Here is a 15528-nt window from a genome sequence, read left to right as displayed (position 1 = left end):
ATAAAGCCCGTCGTTATTGCTCTTCTTCTTCCAGACCGGCCTCTTTTCTGAGTACCTCATCCAGCTCAACCACGTCGATAGCGACCCGATTGACTGACGATGCATGCAGCAGGCCGCCCAGCGACAGGCCGCCCAGCAGACCCACATCCTTTCCCTGACGGCAGATCTCAACCACGATCATGGAGATATTCTTGCTGCCCTCTTCGCGGTCTCTTTCCGGCAGTTCAGGAAGATATTCTTCACCCGGTAGCGTTTCACTTTCCGTACACAGCGCCTCTGCCGTGCCTCTGCTCAACTGCCAGTGCAGCTCACCAGTCTGACGCACGTTGCTGATTAACAGTTGGTAATTTCCTGCACCTTCCGTTGGCAGCACCGTATCGAGTAGCCCTTGTAGACCCTTTTCATCCAGCTTCTGCTGCATCGCTAATATTGACGAAATAGCGCCCGCACGCTGTTCCATGCGCGTACGTTCAAGCCCGACGGTGTAGATATCCGCGCACAGCGACCCAATCGCCAACACAATCGGGAACGCTAACGCCGTTTCTACCGCCGTGGAGGCACGGTGAGAAAGCCAGAAGTGGCGTATCACGCTCAGGAAACGGCTGGTTTTCGATACACGACTGGTTTTCAGTAACCGATCAGTCATTGCGCAGTTCCGTCCCAAACACATGTTTGTACTGATAGCGGAAGGTGTCCCCCAGCGTTAATACTTCCGGCAACGGCGTAATAAACGCCTTTTTAATCTGCACCGTCACGGACCACACCGGCAGCGTCGTCGTTTCCTCGCCATTGGGGTTGTCCTGACTGCCATTTCCGTTCGTCAGCCCGCCAAGCTGGCTCAGGTTGTCGAAGTGCAACACGCTGACGGTTAAATCGTCTTCTTTGAGGTAGCCGTATCCCGCTTCAACCATGCGCGCCTTTAGACGGGTTCCCATCTGCTCCGCGCTGTCCGATGCGAGGTTATCGAGGCGGAAAGCCTGCACAGCTTTATCCAGCGCGGCGCTGCCGGCAGCGATCACCAGCCCGATACGCGCCAGTTCAAACAGCATCATCACCCCGACCAGCACCACCGGCACCAGAAACGCCACTTCCGTCGCAATCACGCCGCGCGTGCTGCGCCAGTGGCGTTCATGGCGCGGCACGATGCTTTGTACTCTGCCTTGCACTATGCCCTTATCACGCCACGGGCCGAGATTACGAAGCCATGCCATTACTCAGGCATACTCAATTGCAGGCGTTGACGGCTGGATAACAACAGCGCTTCACCGCGGGATTTATCCTGCTGCATCTGCTGTAAACGCTGATTCAGCTCGTCGATCAGGCCATCGATACGCTGTGGCTGGGCAATGGTCGCCAGCGCTGCACGCGCGTCGTCGTCTCTGCCGCCAGAGAGATAGGCCAGCGCCAGATTCAGTCTGCCAGTTGCATTACTCTCATCCACCGAACGCAGCAGAGAAATCGCCTTGTCTGCGTTGCCACTTGCCAGCCATGAGAGCGCCAGATTGTTGAGTGCCGCGACATCTGCCGGGTTTATCTGTAACGCTTTTTCAAACAGTTGACGCGCTTCTGCGTGTTTGCCTGAAGCATCCATCACCACGCCCATGCCATTGAGTGCGCCTGCATCGTTCGGCTGTGCTTTCAGTGCACAGGCAAAGTCGGTTTGCGCCATGGCATTACGTCCCAATGCCAGCTGCGAGCGGCCCATTCCCAGACACACCGCCAGCGCTTCTTCCGGCGTCATTTTATTGGTATCGCCGCCCAGCGCCTGACGTGCTCGTCCGTACAGTTCCAGCGTTTGCTGCGGTGAACGCGCCAGAGCCGCAACGCTGGCATACTCCAGCATCTCTGCGCCTTTCAGCGCATCGCGGCTGTCGAGGCGCGCGTACACTTCCGTCGCGGCTTCAACACGCCCTTGATCGCGCAGCAAGCGTGCCAAACGTAGGCCTTCATCTTTACTGCCTTTAATCGCCATCGAGCTGCTGCATCCCGCCAGCACGGTACTGACAATCAGCAGTGCCAGCATGGGCGCGCCGCGCTTAAGTTTTGCTACCAGATCGACCATCTTCGTAACTCCATCGGTTGTAACTTTGGTGATTTCCGGCTGATACCGGGAATCAATGTTTTTAAAGTCAATGCTTTTAAAATCAATGCCCTGAAAATAACAAGCTACTGCGCCAGCAGGCGGATCACTCGCACCAGTGCAGGCGATGCCATAATGGCGATAATCGGTGGCAGGATCAGCGCCATCAATGGCACGCTCAGCTGCGCAGGCAATTTACCCGCCTTCTCTTCCAGCCCCAGAATCAGCGTCTTGCGGCTTTCATCCGCAATCGTGCGCAGCGCCTGAGACAGCGGTGTACCGTAGCGCTCCGCCTGAATCAGCGTCGCTACCATGCTTTCGATCTCGCTGACGCGGGTACGCTCCGCCAGATGCTTCATCGCCAGCGTACGATCCGACAGGATCTGTAATTCGGCGGCGGTGTAGTGCAGTTCATCCGCCATTTCCGGTGAAGACAGCCCCAGCTCTTTCGATACCACCTGCAACACGCGTCCGATAGGCAGACCGGCTTCGGCGCAGACCACCATCAGATCCAGCGCATCCGGCACCGCACGCGCCAGCTTTTCACCCCGGCTTGCCGCGCGCCATTTCAGCCACCACTCTGGCACCATCGAACCGACAAAGAAGCCAATCAGCCCCGCGGCTACGCCTGTCAGCCCCGCACGGTCAGCAGGTGGCAACCATCCCCACACCAGCGCGATAGCGAACAGCGCCCCTGCGGAAAATTTTCCCATGACCAGCCAGCCTACCGCTTCGCTGCGGCGGATTCCGGCCAGATCCAGCAGGCGGCGCAGATTGCGGCGATCGCGATCCGATCCCGACAGACGCTCGCCCTGCGTGGCAATCGGCTGCAACAGCTTTTCCAGCAGGGGAGAGAGTGTTGCTCCCTGGCCTCTCAGGATATTTTCCTGAGAGGCCGCCTCTACAGAGGTGACGGGCAGATGCCCACGCATGCGAATTTCCAACTGCTTGTATTGCTGCGCTTTATGCTGTGTACGTGCAAGGTAAATCCCCGCCACTATCAGCACGAGCGCCAGCAGCAGTAAGGGATCGTCAAATACCGTCATGAATGGCTCTCCCTTTACCCTATCCGTTTAACCATAACGTGCGTGATCAACATGCCGACCGAGACACTGCACAAGGCGTAAATCAGTACCGTCGTTCCCACCGGATCGGAGAACAAGAAACTGAAATCCTCCGGCGATTTCATGTACAGATAAGCCAGACAGCCGGGGAACAGCGCGGCGACAATCTTGGCGGACGCGCGCGCTTCCGACGTTTTGGATTGCACTTTCAGTTGCAGCTCCCGCCGTTCACGCAGCGTAGCGGACAGACGTTCCAGCGTTTCCCCCAGTCGCCCACCCGCTTCCTGATTGATGATCAGAATCACCACGAAAAAGCGGTATTCGGACATCGGCACCCGCGTAGCCGAGGCCTGGATCACCTGACGCAGCGGAATCCCCAACCGCAGCCAGTGATCGATCGTCTTGAATTCATTCGCCAGCGGCCCGGTCAGGTGCTCAGCGACTATCGAGAAGGTATTCGCCACGGGCACACCAGCACGACAGCTGCGGGTAATGGCATCAATGGCTTCCGGCAGGCTCTCACGCAGCGCTTTCAGGTGTTTTTGCAGCGTCGAACGGAATAACAACATGCCGATACTGATAAACAACACCAGCGTAAATATCAGCCCCATCGTGAGCGGCAACAGGGTGCGTTGCCCCAGAATCATGCCGAGAATCAGGCTCACCGCCGCCAGCGAAAGGGAACGCTGAAGCAAGTTCTTTTTCCAGCCAATGAACGTCATCTGCGCCCAGAGGATCGCCAGCCAGCGCCCAATCACCGGGACACCCATCAACGGCGTGGCGATCTCGTCACGCAGAATGGAATCAGACGCCACGGCGGCAGCCGATGGGCTGACCTCGTTCAAAATCTGCTGCCAGCGCTGTTCACGCTGCATGCGCTGCTGCCGTGATTTTCTCCAGGCGTTGACCGCCAACAGCAGCATCAGCACGCTGCCAAACACCAGCAGCGTAATCAGATTCAGGCGTAAATCACTCATCGCGTCTCCTCAGCCCGTCACTGCGCATCGAACAGATGCGCTTTATCGCTGTAGAACTGCGGGCGCTGAATGTGCTGAACATATTCACCCGTCAACAGACCTTGTCCATCCATCCCCTGAATGTTGAAGCTGAACAGATCCTGAAGCTGGATCACTTCGTTCTCCATGCCACACACTTCGGTAATGGACACCACGCGGCGCATGCCGTCACGCATACGTTCGATCTGCACGATCAGGTGCACCGCGCTGGCGATCTGACGGCGGATCGCCATCAGCGGCAGTTGCATGTTGGCCATCATCACCATATTTTCCAGACGCTGTATCGCATCGCGCGAGGTATTGGCGTGCACCGTACACAGCGAACCGTCGTGACCGGTATTCATCGCCTGCAACATGTCGAAGCTCTCGCCGCCGCGCACCTCGCCCAGAATGATGCGGTCGGGGCGCATACGCAGGGCGTTACGCATTAGATCGCGCTGGTCGACGCGGCCAGTGCCTTCGGCGCTGACGGGACGAGTTTCCAGCCTCACCACGTGTTCTTGCTGCAATTGCAGTTCGGCGGCATCTTCAATGGTGATAATGCGGTCAGTGCTGCCGATTTTCTGCGACAGCGCATTCAGTAAGGTGGTTTTACCCGCCCCCGTTCCGCCGGAGACGATCACGTTAACGCGCGCCTGCATCGCTTTGTTCAGGACATCCGCCATCGCGTAGGACATGCAGCGACGCTCAGCCAGCATTTCCAGCGACAGGTTGCGGCGCATAAATTTACGGATCGAGATCGTGGTGCCGTCGATCGCCAGCGGATAGGTGATGACGTTGACGCGGCTACCGTCCGGCAGACGCGCATCCACCATCGGGCTGGCTTCATCGATACGACGCCCCACCGCGGCGGCAATACGCTGCGCGGTGTTAAACACATGCTCTTCATCAATGAAGGTAATCGGCGACAGTTCCAGCTTGCCAAAGCGCTCAACAAACACCTGACCAGCACCGTTGACCAAAATATCGTTGACCGTGTCATCCGAGAGCAGCGGCTGGATCGGCCCGATCCCGGTCATCTCATCCAGCATTTCGGCGGCGATAGCTTCTTCTTCCTGCCGGGAAAGCTGCAAGCGCTGCTCATCACAGATGCGACGGATCACCGTTTCGATCTGCACCAGCAGCTTGTCACGCCCCATCATCGCCGCTTTACCCGCGTCGATCTGATCGTAGAGCTGTGCGCGGATAATCCGACGCTGGCTGGTCCGATTGTCCGTCTGGCGGGCAGCCGGTGCAGATCCAGAAGACGTGTTCGCCGCAGGCTGTGTGCGGTTCTCCGCAGCCGGACGCGTTTTCAGTTCTGCCACATTGGCAGCAGGCGCAGGCTGAGGCGTACTTTTTCCTGCTTCACTTTTTTGCAGGTTATTCTTGCGAATCAACATAATCCTGAACCCCAAAAAACAGTCCGTAACCCTAAAATAGTCCGTTAACCTTTAAGAAAACGGTGCACGCTGAACATCATCACGCGCGTTTTAACCAACGCGAGAACCAGCGTTTTTCCGCTGGTCTGGCGCGTACACCGCAGGCCAGATCGACCAGTTGGCGTAATCCCTGCTGGAAAGCCGGTGCCGCAGCCAGATTCAGTGCACCGAGCGTCAGGCTCTGCGACAGCGCGTGGCCCGCATTCGGCAGCACGACATCAATCTTCCGACCAGTAAATTGCTCGAACTGATCGCGGCTTAACGGCGCGGTCGTAGCAAAACGGCTCTGGTTATGCACCAGCAACAGGCGTTGTCCTTCGCTTTCGTCGCCGATCTCATTCAGCACGCGCCGTACATTACGCGCATCCTGAAGCGTCAATTCCGTCACGATGATGCGCAGATCCGCGTAAGTCAGCACGTCCAGCGCACCGGTTGGGTAGCTGCTAGGCAGATCCCAAATCACCTGATTGAACATGCGGCACAGCGCACCGCCGAGATTCAGCACGTTATCCACGTCAACCGGAGCCAATTCCCCCAGTTCCGGCTTCTGTGCCAGCAGGTGCAGACGGGTATCCACGCGCAGCATGGCACGCTGTAATAGTCGGGTATCCAGTTCCTGCGTCCCCAACACCGCCGCCAGACCCGCGTCATCGGTTTGCCCCTGCAACAGCAGTTGGTCGCCGTTACGACGGTCAAAATCCACCAGTGCCACAGGCAAGTGACGTTCGCCGGACAGCAGGCGACTCAGCCCCATCGCCACAGTACTTGCGCCGCTTCCGCCGCTGGCGCCGACGATAGCAATCGTTCTGCCCATGCGGGCATATTCTGGCCCAGCCTGTTGGCCTTCACACTTCGCCAGCGTTGCCGCCAGCAGATCCAGCGTGAGCGGCTTCACCAGATAGTCCACTACGCCCGCCTGAAGCAGTGCGCGATACAAACCGACATCCTGCTCTTTGCCTATCGCAATCACCTGGCTGGTGGGGCCGCAAACGCTCAGCAGTTCTTCCAGTGCCGGAAGTGGCCAGTGCGCCCCTTCCAGATCCACCAGTAAAATACGCGGCGGGACATTCAGCTCGCACCATTGGCGAGCCGCGGCGATACCGCCAGACATCACCGGAACATCTGGCTGTTTCAGACGGCTGAAGAGATCGCTGAGGTCAGCCACATCGCGTACGTCATTGGCGAATGCCACCAGCGGCAGCGCCAGTTCTTCACCATCGTTAGGGGTAATTTCACTCATGGAATGTCACGCCCTTAATCTTCTTCAAAGTTAATGTCGATGAGCTCTTTCACTTCATCTTTGTGATAGCGTTCGATGCTATTGACCGCCGTCACGCCATCCGCACTATCCAGCGCTTTCGCCTGAATCAGATCGCGTGGTTCGGCGACCATCATCGCCAGATTGTTTTGCGTAGCGCAGCCGAGAGAACCCATCGCCTCATAGGGCTTCACCATCAGCTGATTGGGGTCATTGATCGTGCAGCGGGTGGTTTTGACCACCAGCGCTTCGGAGATCACTTCCAAATCGCCATTCTGTCCACTCGCCGTAGAACGGCGCATCTGCTTCACATTCTGTGGATTAGCACCGGCGTTTTTCAGCACGGTAACCAGTCGCCCTGCCATCTGCTCGCCGCTCGCGCTGTGTGGGATAAGCGTCAGCGTCTGTGCGGAGAGCCGTCCCTGATCCTTCAACATGATATTGAGCTGTTTCAGGGATTCAGGAAGGAAACCCCGCCCGTTCGGTGCAACCAGTAACGGCACTGACACCGATGAAGGCTGGACAGCAATGGGTTGAAGCCCAGGCTGATCAAAGCGCTGCATACGTACATCGTTAATCGGCTTATTCCATCCGCATCCTGCCAGCAGAACGACGGCGGTAAGCACAGCCGCACGCATGTGCAGTGGGCGGAGCAGAGGGTAACTGTTGTTGATCGTTTTCATGTTTTATTGCCCCTCACGGACTCAGTAGAGATAGCCGATAGATGCAGAGCGCGGCATAGACGAATCCAGCATTTTTACGCCTTGTCCCGGCGTCTGGAGATCGCCCGCGTTAACGGGCTCAACGACATAGGCGGTCGCGATAATCACCAATTCCGTTTCTTCCTGACTGGTGGACTCGCTTTCAAACAGGCGGCCAAACATCGGGACACTACTTAATCCCGGCACGCCGTTGATCGTCTGGCTACCGGCGCTACGCAGCATGCCCGCCAGTGCAAAGCTCTGTCCGCTGGCCAGCTCTACCGTGGTATCCGCACGACGTACCGTTAATGCCGGAATGCGCGATCCGCCTTCCAACTGTACGGAACCAACGTCGGTCAGCTCACTGACTTCCGGCGCAATGTGCAGGCTGATGCGATTGGCAGAGAGCAGCGTTGGCGTCATGCGCAGAATCACACCGTAGGATTTGTAATCGATGCTGACGCTGTTATTGGTGATCAGGACGATGGGCACTTCACCACCTGCGGCAAACGCAGCGGTTTCCCCTGACATCGCCGTCAGGTTAGGTTCAGCCAATACCGTTGCCATGCCCTGTTGGTTCATCGCGGTTAACAATCCGCTCAGTCTGGAGCGACCAAAATTCAGGAAGCCCGCATCCGTTGGGTTAGCAAATCTCCCCGTCGTGGCGTTGAACAAATTAAGACGCGATCCGCTGCCTGCGGTCATGTTGCCGCTACCGGTGCTCAGTGATGCCGCCCAGTTGAAGCCCAGTTCACTGGTTAACTTGCGGGACACTTCCACCACGCGCACCTGAATATTGATTTGCGAAGGCGTTTTGATTTTGAGCTGGTTGATGACTTTGCCGGAGGATTCGCTGGAGCCTGGCAGTCTTTCGCCACCGCCTCCACCACCCTGCCCGCCGCCGCCGGAGGACGCGCTGATATAAGCCTGTATGCTGTCGATCACGCGCTTGGCATCCTGCGGGGTATCGACGCTGCCGCGCACAATCACGCCGCTGGGAATTGAGGCTTCCAGTTGGATATCCGCACCGGGGAATTCACGCTTCATGCGTTCACCCAGCGCTTTCAAATCATGCTCAGACACCAGACGAATGGCGTTGATCACATTGCCATTTTCATCCATCGCGTAGAGCGTGGTGGTGCCGACGCTTTTGGCGTAGACAAACAGATTACCCGGTGAAGGCAGTTCAAAACTGGCAATATTCGGATCGGCCACCAGCACGCTGTCCGGCAGCGCATCAAGGTGCAGTAACCGTCCCTGATTCACGGTCAGTCGCACCTCATCGGTGACTGGCGCTACCGATACACCGGCAGCCAGCGTGGTCGCAGGCAACATCATCGTTGTCAGCGTGACAGGCAATACCGCATTAAACAGGCCAGCGGCCAGCAATCGTTTGCACGTACCCCGAAAGTCCGATTTCAAAAACAGCGAAAACATCGTCATTTACTTAATTCCGTAATGGGCTTCATTTTTCCATGAGCAACTTGCGGCACCCCGCAGGCTGTCAGATTGCGTGTTCTTCCTATCGGGAGGGGAACGTCACCACGTCTTTTTGCTCGGCGCGATAGATTTTCACTTTGTGTCCGCCGGATCCGGCAGATAGTGCTCCGTAGATATCGGTCGCCAGCGGAACCGTGGTCACATGTGGTCGCCCTGTGGCCGGATCGACCATGTCATCCAGATCGGCACTGCGCAGTGCCAAATGCAGAATGCCCAGTTCTTTGGCAACCGCCAGCGCTTCAGCCTGTTGAGGCGTCACTTCCAACGTCACGGTTTGATAGGTTGCAGGACGAGAACGCACGGCAGACTCACGGCTTTTGGCGGTGGCATCAAGCACCGTACCGTCTTCCGCGGTATCAAAGCGTGGGTATACTGGCGTACCGGTTTTATCGTTCAGCGCCAATACGCGTAAATCGCGCACGATCGTTTGTGATGCCAGCAGCGGCATCACAACAGGCTGATTACGGCTTGCAGGTAGCTCTGACTGATCGTCTCGTTTCATGCTGAGGATCACATCAACACGATCGCCTGCGGACACTAACCCGGCATTGCTCGCAATAGCGCTGGTAGGAACGGAGATAGCACGCATCCCTTTACCCAACACCGCAGCAACAAAACCCGGTTCATTAGGCTTTACTAATACATTACTGTTTAACGGCGCACCTTCTGCCACTGCTTCACGCAACGTTGAGCCGAACAGTAGCGACTGACTGTCTTTACCGCGAACAAAGTTAAATGAACGAGAAACTGATTCATCTGTCTCCTGCCAGCGCAGGGAGGATGAATCCAGAAAATCACCGGGATGCAGATCTTTCGCGGCCACCAAAACAGCCGTTTTTTCCGGCGCTTTAACCACGACCGGAGGCGGCGCTGGGGGTTCAGAAGAGAGATGGCTACGCACCATCAGCGCAACAATGCCTGCCAGAACGAGCGCGCCTGACAGTACGTATGTAGAGTTCACTTTCATTTCAACTTGCCTACCCTAGCGTGTGTGTCTTAAAGCTGCGACAGAATTAAAACAAGGGAAAAATCAGGACATACATCGCGCCGAACGCAATGGCGACGCCGTAAGGTATGCCTTGAGAAAGATCGGCGGGCAACGCGGGTGGCATAGGCAACCGACTCTTGAATATCCGGTTGGTGGTTTGAATGCCCATCGCAACCGCTGTGGGTACGGTATTCAGCAACGGCAGACTGAGCGCCAGAACACCGCCAGCCAGCGCCGTCACCATGATGAAAACGATCTGGTGCCCTTGCCCAACCCACAGGCACAGCACACTCATCAGCTTGACATCACCAGCGCCTAATCTGCCGGTGAGGAAAAGCAAAAATCCCACAACCAGTACTGCCGCCGCGCCAGGCAGCGCCCAGAGCGTTTTCCGTAGAGCCAACATATCTAACGCACCGGCTTGCAGGACATGTGAAGCGCTGAAAAACAGCCAGCCCAGCAATAAAATCAGTACCGCCTGATTCGTAATTTTGCGTACTAACAGGTCGGTACTGATACACCACAACAGGCACACCATCAGCAGTGCCGTCTGCGGCCAGTGCGCGTAATCCGCCATCTCGCGCTTATTTCGCTGCGCCGGATGTACCGCCACTGGTGCCCGTACCGGTAATTTGATCGGCGATTTGGGTAAATTTCTCATTCAGCGCTTTCACGAAGATACCGTCGCCGCCGAAAATAGCGCCGATGGCTGCTGCCATTGCCGCTGCAAGAATGCCGTATTCGATAGCCGTTACACCGCTTTCGTCACGCAGGAAAGAACGCAGTTTTGCTTTCATATTTTTCATGGGAAGACTCTCTAATCCGCAGGCAAAGAAATCATGGCCTACTCAGAAATTCGGGGGGCGCCATGATGATAATAAGATTAATAATGAGACTTATTATCAAGCGTCGCAAGCAGTAGAACATTAATATTCGTTAATCTTTCCATGCAATAAATTATCAATATAAATCAATAATTAACATACTTTACATTGCAAGAAAAATTAATAAATATTCATATTTTTTGCAGGGATATTCATAAACGATCGAGAGAAAATGGTCGTGGTCAGCAGGGAAAACCCACTTACCGCGCGTCGAATTCATCACGAAAAAAAGGATTAGCAGCGATTAAGACATAGGTAGACGCTCAAGCCCGGTTCGGAGGAGTCCAGATAGAGCTTGCCGCCGTGCAGATCGGTGATCGCCTGCACCAGAGATAATCCCAGCCCATAGCCGGACTGAAACCAGGTATCCAGCCGCTGAAAGCGCTGTAACGCTTTGGCATGCAGCGCGGGCGGAATGCCCGGACCGCGGTCAGCAACGCTCAGGGCGATCCAGCCGCGATACAGCGTCACGCTCAACGTGATGTATTTTCCCTGCGCCGCGTATTTCAGCGCGTTCTCCACCAGATTGGCCAGCGCCTGAAACAGCAGCGCCCGGTCGCCAAAGAGCTGAATGCCAGCTTTAATTTCAATTTTCAGATGACAGCCGCGCTCTTCCGCCAGCGGCTGATAATATTCGGCAATTTCTTCCAGCAGTTGGCGCGCTTCAATGTTCTCAAACTGGTGCACACAGCGCCCGCTTTCGATTTCACCGATACGCATCACGGTACGGAATAGCCCGAGGATTTTATGCACCTCGTCCACCGCCAGATTCAACTCATCACGAATGTCGTTATCCAGCCCCGCGCGCTCCGTCAGGTTGAACAAGCGATTTTGCAGATGCGTCAGCGGCGTACGCAGTTCATGCGCGACATGGCTGGAGGTGCTGCGCACCTGTTCCATCAGGCGCTCAATTCGCTCCAGATTCTGGTTAATATCGGCACTCAGACTGTCAAAATCATCGTCGTAAGGCGACAGCGGCATACGCACCTGTTGCTCACCGCTGCTGTAGCGATGCAGCGCCGCACGGATTTTCTCCACGCTGCGCAAGCTGCGTAAGCTGAAATGACGGCTGACAAACAGGCAGAAAAGCAACACGACAAACAGTCCTGCCCCCGCCACGAGCGGGATCGTCCTCACCCGTTCTAACATGGGCCGAATGTTGTAAGCGGTAAACAGCACGCCCCCGTCATCCAACATCACGGACAAACCGATCAGATTGGGATCGTCTGGGCTGGAAATTTCGGCTTTAAGACAGCTAACATCCATCTGGCAATCGGTATGCTGTCGCATTTCCAGAGGGTGCGTATTGGCAGAATGAGGGGTTAAAAGATGCGTCCTTAAAGGATGATTGTGATACAAAATATCACCGTGTTTATCCATCACCAAAAACAGCGGTAATTCATCCCCTTTCGCTCGATTATCCTGCCGTAATTGCGTAATCAGGCTATCGGCATTCGTTAAACGCGACTGCATCGAATAATCATAAATATTACCCAGAATAACTTCGCGGACATGCGTTCTAATCAGCGTTTCACTTAATGAACTGAAGCCGACAATACACATCAGCATCATCAATAAGAACAGAAAAACAATGGTTATTGCCTGGCGAAAATTAGAGGTGCATAAAAAGCCAGGGTATTGGCTTGCCCCTAGTAATTGCCAGTGTTTTATTTTTACCTGCCAGCGCTGCCCGAGCTTCTTTATTTTTATTTTATTCAGCGTGGCTGCCAACATCGATTTTGTCCTTATCTACCGCGCCTAATGCATAGCCCATCGCTCTCAGCGTTTTAATTAATGGACGCGGGAACCCTTTATCAATTTTTGCCCGCAGTTTTGACATATGAACGTCGATCAGATTGGTCTGCGGATCAAAATTGTAGCCCCATACGCGCTCTAACAGCATCGTACGCGTAATCGCCTGACCCGGATTTTCCATTAATATAATCAGTAACTTGATTTCTTTATCGGTCAAATCGATACGCTTGCCGCCGCGCCATGCAACGCGCTGCATACGGTCAAGCTGCAGATCTTCAAAGCTCAGCATGGAAGGATTATCAACATGGCGCTTACCGCGCCGCGCCATAATATCCAGACGTAACCTAAGCTCATTAAAATTAAAAGGCTTGCCGAGATAATCTTCCGCGCCAAGCTCCAACCCCATCACCCGATCGACATCACGATCCAGCGCCGAGAGCAGCATAATAGGCGGATGACGTGAGCCTTGTAATTCACGTAATACCGTAAATCCATCCATGATGGGTAACATTCTGTCCAACAGAACGACATCATAGACTTCATCCTTGATTGCTTTTAATGCGTGTGCGCCATCGTGCACCATTCGGCAAGAATGGCCGTGGGAATGTAATTTAGACCCCAGCCAATGGCACAGCACAGAATCATCATCAACCACTAATACACGCATAATTTTCCCCTATAAACGTGGCTTATTACCTAATTAATTCAGGGTTAATGTCCGTTTATTTTTATCTGGTCCTTCAAACAGCCATTCACCCCACACGATGTTAATACCGTGCGGGCCGTTTTTTGCTTCTCGTTTTTTTACTTCTCTGGCTTTTTACTTCTCTGCTTTTCACTTATGAGAAAAGTCCTACGGATAATAACAATCATTATCATTTAGTGACAAGCAGTTTACAATCGCCTGACATCGTTCTTAGACTGGACGCATAAAAAACATCCCCATCGCTTACGCCATGGGGATGGTGAGGAAAGAAAGAGAAGATAAAGAAATCAACGCGGTAACGGGGATCGCCTCACCGCGTCTTACTCATTTTCGATCAGGAGCGCTTCCATCAGGTCGAGATCGTGCAGCATTTTTTGCAACGTCTCATTGCTGATTTGCTGCGTGGCACGCAGGTGATACAGCTCCGCACGTTCAGAATTCAGCGCGGTCAGACGAAAACGCCGCTCCAGATTCTCAATCAGCAGGCCATTTTCAGGATCGTCTTTATCAATGAGCCGTCGGCGTAGATTACCGATGACGCGTGCGCTGACTTCTTTCAGCACCTGCTCATCAATGTTTTCCTCCCGATCGGCCGCCAGACGCTCCTCCATTTTGTGCATACTTTTGATCGCCACTTCTGCCACAGCCATACGCGCCATGCGGATTTCTTTGGCATGTGCGGCCTTGTCTGCGACCACCACACCACGCAGCAGAAACGGCAACGCCAGCACACCACACAGCAGAGAAAACAAAATCACGCCCGTGGCGATAAACACCAGTTGATAGCGTGATGGGAACGCGGTGCCATCGGTCAGCAGCAGCGGAATAGAGAGCACGCCCGCCAGCGTAATCGCCCCTCGCACGCCGGCAAAGGACGCGATCCACAGCTCGCGCGTGGAAAATTCGGCGAAGATCATCGGGCGCTTTTTCTGGATGTGCATACTGTATCTTTTCATCACCCACAGCCAGCTGAAACGCAGCAGCAGTAAAGCACCATAGATGATCGCGATATCGGTAAACAGCATCCAGGTTTCAACCGTTGGATCCAGCTCTGCCTGCGTCACCGAGGTTTCCAAAATATCAGGCAATTGCAGACCCAACATGATGAATACCATGCCGTTAAACACGAATTCCAACATCGACCACACGCCGTTCGCGCGCAGTCGCATGGTAAGTGGTGCACTACGAATCACGCCGGACTGACCGATCGTCATCCCCGCCGCCACCGCTGCCAAAATACCCGACACGCCGATATGTTCTGCAATCAGATATGACGCAAAAGGCAGCAGCAGTAGCAGTACGATCTGCGTTGCGGCATCATCGCCACTCCAGCGGCTAATAATGCGCAGCGATTTACCGTATAGCCAGGTCACACCGACGCCCGCCAACAGCCCGCCCAGCGCAACCTGAATAAATTCCAGCGTCGCACCAGAAACCGTAAACACCATCGTGCCCATCGCAATCGCGACAGCAAACTTCAGCGACACCAGACCGGACGCGTCGTTCATCAACGCTTCGCCCTGCAAAATGCCCATCAGTTTTTTCGGAATACGATCTTCACCCACGATACCAGACAGCGCGACGGCATCCGTCGGCGACAGCACGGCAGCCAGCGCAAAAGCGGCAATCAGCGGCATACCCGGCACCATCCAGTAGATGAAATAGCCGATGCCCACCACGGTGATCAGCACCAGAACCAGCGCCAGACCAATAATTTCCCGGCCGTGTCTCAGAAACTCACGCGTGGGTGTTTTCCAGCCGTCGGCAAACAGCAGCGGCGGAATAAAAAGCACCATAAACAGCTCGGGATTGAAATCAACGTGCAGACCGAACTGGGGCCAGGCAAGGATGGCACCCAGCGCGATTTGCATTAAAGGCAGAGGGATTTGAAAAGGTAAAATGCGGGTAACTACCCCGGACAGGGATACCACCAGGGTCAAAATAAGAATCGTAAAAAATATTTCCATGCTTTCCTTAGACGTACTCCTAAATCAAAAAACTCTACCTGTTAGCGAACAAACAACGCTTCCATATTTAACGCATTTAGCTCGGTATGAAAATGGATTTCTGGGTGGAGAAGAAAAGTAATTACTTCTCTGATTATCACATAAGTAACATCAACCCAAAACCAATAAAAGGGCACATAAAATCGCGT

At 54.7% G+C, this 15528-nt stretch carries 15 protein-coding genes; all 15 read right to left on the bottom strand.

Going from position 1 to position 15528, the window contains the following annotated elements; translation table 11 throughout:
- Positions 1-13: 13 nt before the first annotated feature.
- Positions 14-646 (bottom strand): TadE/TadG family type IV pilus assembly protein, encoded by a 633-nt coding sequence (locus EO763_RS03580; RefSeq protein WP_161528113.1) that lies wholly within the window; start codon positions 644-646, stop codon positions 14-16.
- A complete protein-coding gene (locus tag EO763_RS03575) occupies positions 639-1211 on the bottom strand; it encodes a hypothetical protein (protein WP_039507600.1) in 573 nt (190 codons plus the stop codon). The genes EO763_RS03580 and EO763_RS03575 overlap by 8 nt, the downstream gene beginning before the upstream one ends.
- The gene (locus tag EO763_RS03570; RefSeq protein WP_039507598.1) at positions 1211-2062 is read right to left on the bottom strand and encodes a tetratricopeptide repeat protein; all 852 of its coding nucleotides are present in this window, start codon (positions 2060-2062) and stop codon (positions 1211-1213) included. The genes EO763_RS03575 and EO763_RS03570 overlap by 1 nt, the downstream gene beginning before the upstream one ends.
- 104 nt (positions 2063-2166) lie before the next feature.
- Entirely contained in the window at positions 2167-3126 is a 960-nt protein-coding gene (locus EO763_RS03565; protein ID WP_161528112.1) for a type II secretion system F family protein, read from the bottom strand.
- A 14-nt stretch (positions 3127-3140) separates the two neighbouring features.
- Complete coding sequence (locus EO763_RS03560; protein WP_039470877.1) at positions 3141-4121, bottom strand: type II secretion system F family protein; 981 nt, start codon at positions 4119-4121, stop codon at positions 3141-3143.
- A gap of 17 nt (positions 4122-4138) precedes the next feature.
- Positions 4139-5542, bottom strand: coding sequence for a TadA family conjugal transfer-associated ATPase (locus tag EO763_RS03555; RefSeq protein WP_039543444.1), 1404 nt, complete (start codon positions 5540-5542; stop codon positions 4139-4141).
- 79 nt (positions 5543-5621) lie between these two features.
- Entirely contained in the window at positions 5622-6821 is a 1200-nt protein-coding gene (locus EO763_RS03550; RefSeq protein WP_161528111.1) for a CpaE/TadZ family protein, read from the bottom strand.
- 14 nt (positions 6822-6835) lie between these two features.
- Positions 6836-7522: a CpaD family pilus assembly protein gene (locus tag EO763_RS03545; protein ID WP_161528110.1), complete on the bottom strand. Its 687-nt coding sequence runs from the start codon at positions 7520-7522 to the stop codon at positions 6836-6838.
- A 21-nt stretch (positions 7523-7543) separates the two neighbouring features.
- Positions 7544-8983 carry a type II and III secretion system protein family protein gene (locus EO763_RS03540; protein ID WP_161528109.1) on the bottom strand — a complete coding sequence of 480 codons (1440 nt, stop codon included), beginning with the start codon at positions 8981-8983 and terminating at the stop codon, positions 7544-7546.
- A gap of 79 nt (positions 8984-9062) precedes the next feature.
- On the bottom strand, positions 9063-10007 hold the full coding sequence (gene cpaB, locus EO763_RS03535; protein ID WP_161528108.1) for a Flp pilus assembly protein CpaB: 945 nt from the start codon (positions 10005-10007) through the stop codon (positions 9063-9065).
- A gap of 46 nt (positions 10008-10053) precedes the next feature.
- Entirely contained in the window at positions 10054-10605 is a 552-nt protein-coding gene (locus EO763_RS03530) for an A24 family peptidase (RefSeq protein WP_161528107.1), read from the bottom strand.
- Positions 10606-10612: 7 nt separating this feature from the next.
- Positions 10613-10834, bottom strand: coding sequence for a Flp family type IVb pilin (locus EO763_RS03525; RefSeq protein WP_010295686.1), 222 nt, complete (start codon positions 10832-10834; stop codon positions 10613-10615).
- A gap of 312 nt (positions 10835-11146) precedes the next feature.
- Positions 11147-12646, bottom strand: a complete 1500-nt coding sequence (locus EO763_RS03520; RefSeq protein WP_161528106.1) for a sensor histidine kinase — start codon at positions 12644-12646, stop codon at positions 11147-11149.
- On the bottom strand, positions 12624-13334 hold the full coding sequence (locus EO763_RS03515) for a response regulator transcription factor (RefSeq protein WP_039491134.1): 711 nt from the start codon (positions 13332-13334) through the stop codon (positions 12624-12626). Before EO763_RS03515 ends, EO763_RS03520 begins: the two co-directional genes overlap by 23 nt.
- A gap of 359 nt (positions 13335-13693) precedes the next feature.
- The gene (locus EO763_RS03510; protein WP_044203999.1) at positions 13694-15340 is read right to left on the bottom strand and encodes a Na+/H+ antiporter; all 1647 of its coding nucleotides are present in this window, start codon (positions 15338-15340) and stop codon (positions 13694-13696) included.
- Between the last annotated feature and the right edge of the window lie 188 nt (positions 15341-15528).

Source organism: Pectobacterium odoriferum (genome assembly GCF_009931295.1).
GTDB lineage: Bacteria > Pseudomonadota > Gammaproteobacteria > Enterobacterales > Enterobacteriaceae > Pectobacterium > Pectobacterium odoriferum.
The sequence above is the reverse complement of the archived record's forward strand: the minus strand, read 5'-3'. Positions and strand labels throughout refer to the sequence as shown.

What these genes read in the sequence shown, in the direction of transcription:
- EO763_RS03580 (WP_161528113.1), bottom strand. Translation starts at nt 646, where the DNA reads ATGACTGATCGGTTACTGAAAACCAGTCGTGTATCGAAAACCAGCCGT.
- EO763_RS03575 (WP_039507600.1), bottom strand. Translation starts at nt 1,211, where the DNA reads ATGGCATGGCTTCGTAATCTCGGCCCGTGGCGTGATAAGGGCATAGTG.
- EO763_RS03570 (WP_039507598.1), bottom strand. Translation starts at nt 2,062, where the DNA reads ATGGTCGATCTGGTAGCAAAACTTAAGCGCGGCGCGCCCATGCTGGCA.
- EO763_RS03565 (WP_161528112.1), bottom strand. Translation starts at nt 3,126, where the DNA reads ATGACGGTATTTGACGATCCCTTACTGCTGCTGGCGCTCGTGCTGATA.
- EO763_RS03560 (WP_039470877.1), bottom strand. Translation starts at nt 4,121, where the DNA reads ATGAGTGATTTACGCCTGAATCTGATTACGCTGCTGGTGTTTGGCAGC.
- EO763_RS03555 (WP_039543444.1), bottom strand. Translation starts at nt 5,542, where the DNA reads ATGTTGATTCGCAAGAATAACCTGCAAAAAAGTGAAGCAGGAAAAAGT.
- EO763_RS03550 (WP_161528111.1), bottom strand. Translation starts at nt 6,821, where the DNA reads ATGAGTGAAATTACCCCTAACGATGGTGAAGAACTGGCGCTGCCGCTG.
- EO763_RS03545 (WP_161528110.1), bottom strand. Translation starts at nt 7,522, where the DNA reads ATGAAAACGATCAACAACAGTTACCCTCTGCTCCGCCCACTGCACATG.
- EO763_RS03540 (WP_161528109.1), bottom strand. Translation starts at nt 8,983, where the DNA reads ATGACGATGTTTTCGCTGTTTTTGAAATCGGACTTTCGGGGTACGTGC.
- cpaB (WP_161528108.1), bottom strand. Translation starts at nt 10,007, where the DNA reads ATGAAAGTGAACTCTACATACGTACTGTCAGGCGCGCTCGTTCTGGCA.
- EO763_RS03530 (WP_161528107.1), bottom strand. Translation starts at nt 10,605, where the DNA reads ATGGCGGATTACGCGCACTGGCCGCAGACGGCACTGCTGATGGTGTGC.
- EO763_RS03525 (WP_010295686.1), bottom strand. Translation starts at nt 10,834, where the DNA reads ATGAAAAATATGAAAGCAAAACTGCGTTCTTTCCTGCGTGACGAAAGC.
- EO763_RS03520 (WP_161528106.1), bottom strand. Translation starts at nt 12,646, where the DNA reads ATGTTGGCAGCCACGCTGAATAAAATAAAAATAAAGAAGCTCGGGCAG.
- EO763_RS03515 (WP_039491134.1), bottom strand. Translation starts at nt 13,334, where the DNA reads ATGCGTGTATTAGTGGTTGATGATGATTCTGTGCTGTGCCATTGGCTG.
- EO763_RS03510 (WP_044203999.1), bottom strand. Translation starts at nt 15,340, where the DNA reads ATGGAAATATTTTTTACGATTCTTATTTTGACCCTGGTGGTATCCCTG.